At 68.7% G+C, this 3,829-nt stretch carries 2 protein-coding genes and 1 pseudogene; all 3 read left to right on the top strand.

Going from position 1 to position 3,829, the window contains the following annotated elements:
• Window positions 1–202, top strand: a pseudogene (locus ABWP92_RS16795) (hypothetical protein); the annotation flags it as partial.
• 5 nt (window positions 203–207) lie between these two features.
• Window positions 208–3,042 carry an ATP-binding protein gene (locus tag ABWP92_RS16790; RefSeq protein WP_353236548.1) on the top strand — a complete coding sequence of 945 codons (2,835 nt, stop codon included), beginning with the start codon at window positions 208–210 and terminating at the stop codon, window positions 3,040–3,042.
• Between the two features lie 47 nt (window positions 3,043–3,089).
• Entirely contained in the window at window positions 3,090–3,827 is a 738-nt protein-coding gene (locus ABWP92_RS16785; protein WP_353236547.1) for an SOS response-associated peptidase, read from the top strand.
• Window positions 3,828–3,829 lie beyond the last annotated feature (2 nt).

The raw sequence follows: 3,829 nt of genomic DNA, 5'->3' as shown, positions 1-3,829 counted from the left end.
ACCCGCCGCGCCAGCCATGCCCGCGCCCGCATCGTCCAGCGCCGCCCCGCAGCCACCGGTGTCACCGGAGCCCGGCCAGTCGTATGCGCAGTCGGTGACCGAGCCGCCGCTGGAGCCCGACGTGGTGGACAACATCGAGGCCGCCATCGACGACCTCATCGACGAACGCGCCGCCACCCGGCTCAGTCCCGAGGAGCACTGACCGCCATGTTCCACCTGCAGACTCTGGAGCTGGTCCACTGGGACTATTGCCAGCGCGTTTCACTGCCGCTGGATGCGTCCATCATCACCATCGCCGGGCCCAACGGTTCCGGCAAGACCACGCTGCTGGACGCCATGCGCACGCTGCTTGGCCTGCGCTGCTCCTCCCCGCGCGACTACAAGACGTACGCACGGCACGCGGGCGCGCAGACCGCATGGCTGCGCGCCGTGGTCGACAACCGGCCGCAGGGCCGGCAGACATCGAGCCGGCCGTTCGCGCGCCGCCTCATCTACAGCGACCAGGTCACGCTGGCCTGCCGCATCGACCGCAACGGCGGCGACTGGCAGCGCCGCTACTGCCTGGTCGAAGGCGACGTCAGCGTCGAGCAGCTGCGCGACACGCCCGAGAAGGACCTCGGCTTCATGGGCGTGGAAAACTGGGGGCGCGTGCTCGCCGGCGCGGGGCTCTCGCCCGCGATCGCGCGCGTGCTCTCGCTCGAGCAGGGGCAGACCGACCGCCTGTGCGAATTCAGTCCGCGCGAGCTTCTGCGGCTGGTCTTCGACGTGTTCGGCGACCAGGAAGTGCTGGACGCCTACGAGAAGGCGCGCGGTCATCAGCAGGAACTGGCGCGCGAGATGGCGCAGGCCGGGCATGAGCTCGACCACAGCCGGGCCCAGCTCACCGAACTGGCCCATCGCGTCAACAACTACAAGACCTGGCGCCTGCGCCTGGCCGAACGCGAACGGCTGGCGACCGAAGTGGTTCCGGTGCTCGCGTGGTGGAGCGGGCGCGAGTCGCTGCTCAGGCAGTCGCACGATCTGCGCCGGCAGAAAACACAGCACGGCGCGGCGCTGCGGGACATCGCCGTTCAAAACCAGAGGCTGCTGCATCTGCTGCAGGAAAGCGCGGGCTCCGAACAGAAGGCCGAGGAGCTGCGCGTGGAGCGCGACCAGGCGCGCGCCGCGTTCGACGCCGCGCAGCGCCATGAAGCGCCGCTCGAAAAAATCGTCCAGCGCGAACAGGAATTGCTGGCGCTGGTGGACAAAGGCAGCAATGCCGACGAGCTGCAGGCCCATCTTGCCCAATTGCAGGCCAGGGAAGCCGATCTGCTGGAGCAGCGCGGCGCGCTGCAGCAGCGCCGCAAGGCCGCGCAGGAAGCGCTCGGCGCCCTGGAAGGCCAGAACCTGCCGCCCATGCCGCCCGAAGCGCTCAGGTTCCGGCGCGCGCTCCATGGCGCGGGCATCGGCCATCAATTCGTCGCCGAAGTGGTCGAGGTGCTCGACGAACGCTGGCGCCACGCCATCGAGGGCGTGCTGCGCGGCCACCGCTGGGTGGCGCTTCTCGCCAGGCAAGACGATCTTGCGCAGGCCTACGAATTGGGCGAACGCGAGCGCTACCGCCACTACATCGTCGAGCCCGGCCAGCCCGCGCTCAAGGGCGATCCAGACACGCTGCTGGCCCACGTGAGATTCACCGCTGCGGTGCCGCGCTGGCTGGTGCAGCAATTGCAGCAACTGCGCTGCGTTGCCGACCCGCGCGAAGGCAAGCGCCTTGGCGGCACATGGATCACGCCGCAGGCCTACATGCACGACGGACGCGGCGCGCGCTCGATGTGGGTGGATGCGCACGAACACCAGTTCGGCACCGCGGCCGTCCAGGCGCGGCGCGCATCCACCGAAAAGGAAGTGGCGCGCATCGACGCCCAGCTCGCGCCCGTGCATGAAGAGGTCATGGCCGTCAAGCGCCAGATCACCGACACGCGCCGCGCGCTCGAAGGCCACGGCGCGGCGGAAGAACTCGCGCGCCGCGGCGATGAATTCGCCGAGGCGCGCGCCGCATGGCCCGCGGCCAGGCAGGCGCGGATCGCCGCAGGTTCGCGCTGGCAGCAGCTGGAGGCGGACACCGCCCGGGCGCACGACCGCCATCGCGCTTTCGCCGACGAACACAGGCGCCTGGAGGCGCAATTGCTGCGTGCGCGCGGCGACTCCGAACGCGCGGCCCAGGACTGGAGTGCGCGCCGCCGCCAGCAACTGGCGCAGGTCGCTCAAAACCAGGCGCAGCGCCGGCAGTTTCCCGCCCATTGGATTGCCGCGGGCACCATCCGCGCACTGGTCGATGAGTACATGAATGAAGTGCAGGCCCGGCTGCGCCTGCACACGGTGGAGCAGGAACTCGACCAGAGCACCTGGGAAACCGACGACACGGTGGAGGAACGCCATCGCCGCATGGACATGACCGTGCGCGAGCAGGCCGCCCATCTCGACGACCACAAGGTCAAGAACGCGCAGGCCGCAACGGCCGTGCACAACGCGCGCGAGAGCTATATCGAAGTGCTGCGCAGCACGGTGCGCCGCTACCGCAGGAACATCCAGGAGCTGGGCGCGCTGGCTGGCGTGGACGTGACCGCCGACCTGCCGCTGCTGGAAAACGAAGACACGGTGCTCGCGCAGGCGGGCCTGAAGGTGAACTTCGCGTTCGATGGCAAGGGAACGATCGGCCTGAACGACGGCGAGGCCTCGGGCGGCCAGCAGGTGATCAAGTCGCTGATCCTGCTCGTCGGCCTGCTCAAGGACGAGGAAAGCGGCTCGGGCGGCTTCGTGTTCATCGACGAGCCGTTCGCTCATCTGGACGTGCGCAACATCCAGCTGGTCGGCCACTTCCTGCGCTCGACGCGCGCGCAGTATGTGCTCACCACGCCGATCACGCACAACCTCGAAGTGTTCGAGCCGGCGGAGATCACGCTCGTGACCAGCAAGAAGCCCAAGGGCGGCCGCTGGGCGCCGCCGATCGCCGTCGCCAAGCGACGCGGCGTGCCCGAACTTGGAGAGTTGCCCGCCTGAGCAGTTTTTGCGCGGCACGACGCCCGCTCCCGCGTACGATCGCGGGCATGAGCACCCAATTTGAATCCCTCAAGGACGCCGAACTCTTTCGTTCCGCGTTTCGCGTGGAGCCTCCCGCCGAGCCGGGCGAGCGCCAGGTCACGCCGCGCAAGCCGTCCTTTTTCATCACCCGCACGCTGACCGGCGCAAGCGACGCCGAACGCGCGGCGCAAGCACCGCGGGATGAAGAAGCGAAAGCGGCGCCAGAGCGCATGCTCGTCCCCGCGCAGTTCGGGCTGGTGCCGAATTGGGTGAAGTCCGCCTCCGACGCACGGCTGCGCGCGCCCAAGCTCGCCAACGTGAAGTCGGACCTGGTCTCCACGGGAACCGCTTTCCGCGACGCGTGGCTGAACAACCAACGCTGCATCGTGCCGATGATGGCGTTCATCGCCAACGATCATCGTCCGAGCAAGCCGCTGCCGACCCGTATTGCCCGCGTGGACGGCCTGCCCATGGGCGCGGCGGGCGTGTGGGCGCGCTGGCTCGATCCGGAAGACGGCTCGCAGTTGCTGAGCTTTGCCATCATCACCGTGAACGCCAACGCGCATGCGCTCATGAACCGCTATCCGGCGCCGGGAGCGGAAAAGCTCATGCCGGCCATCCTCAACGAAGGCGCGTATGACGCATGGCTGAACGCCAGAGCGTCGCAGGCCAAGGAGTTCCTGCGCGCCTATCCGGCACAGAAACTCCTCGCCAATCCGGTGGAGAAAAAGGGCCGCAAACCCGGGCCGGAATCCTGGATGTAGGC

This window comes from Diaphorobacter ruginosibacter (assembly GCF_040396215.1).
Classification (GTDB): domain Bacteria; phylum Pseudomonadota; class Gammaproteobacteria; order Burkholderiales; family Burkholderiaceae_C; genus Diaphorobacter_A; species Diaphorobacter_A ruginosibacter_A.
This window is presented reverse-complemented; position numbering and strand designations above follow the sequence as displayed.

Excerpts from the sequence above, each read along its gene's own strand:
- ABWP92_RS16785 (WP_353236547.1), top strand. The coding sequence starts at position 3,090 with ATGAGCACCCAATTTGAATCCCTCAAGGACGCCGAACTCTTTCGTTCC.
- ABWP92_RS16790 (WP_353236548.1), top strand. The coding sequence starts at position 208 with ATGTTCCACCTGCAGACTCTGGAGCTGGTCCACTGGGACTATTGCCAG.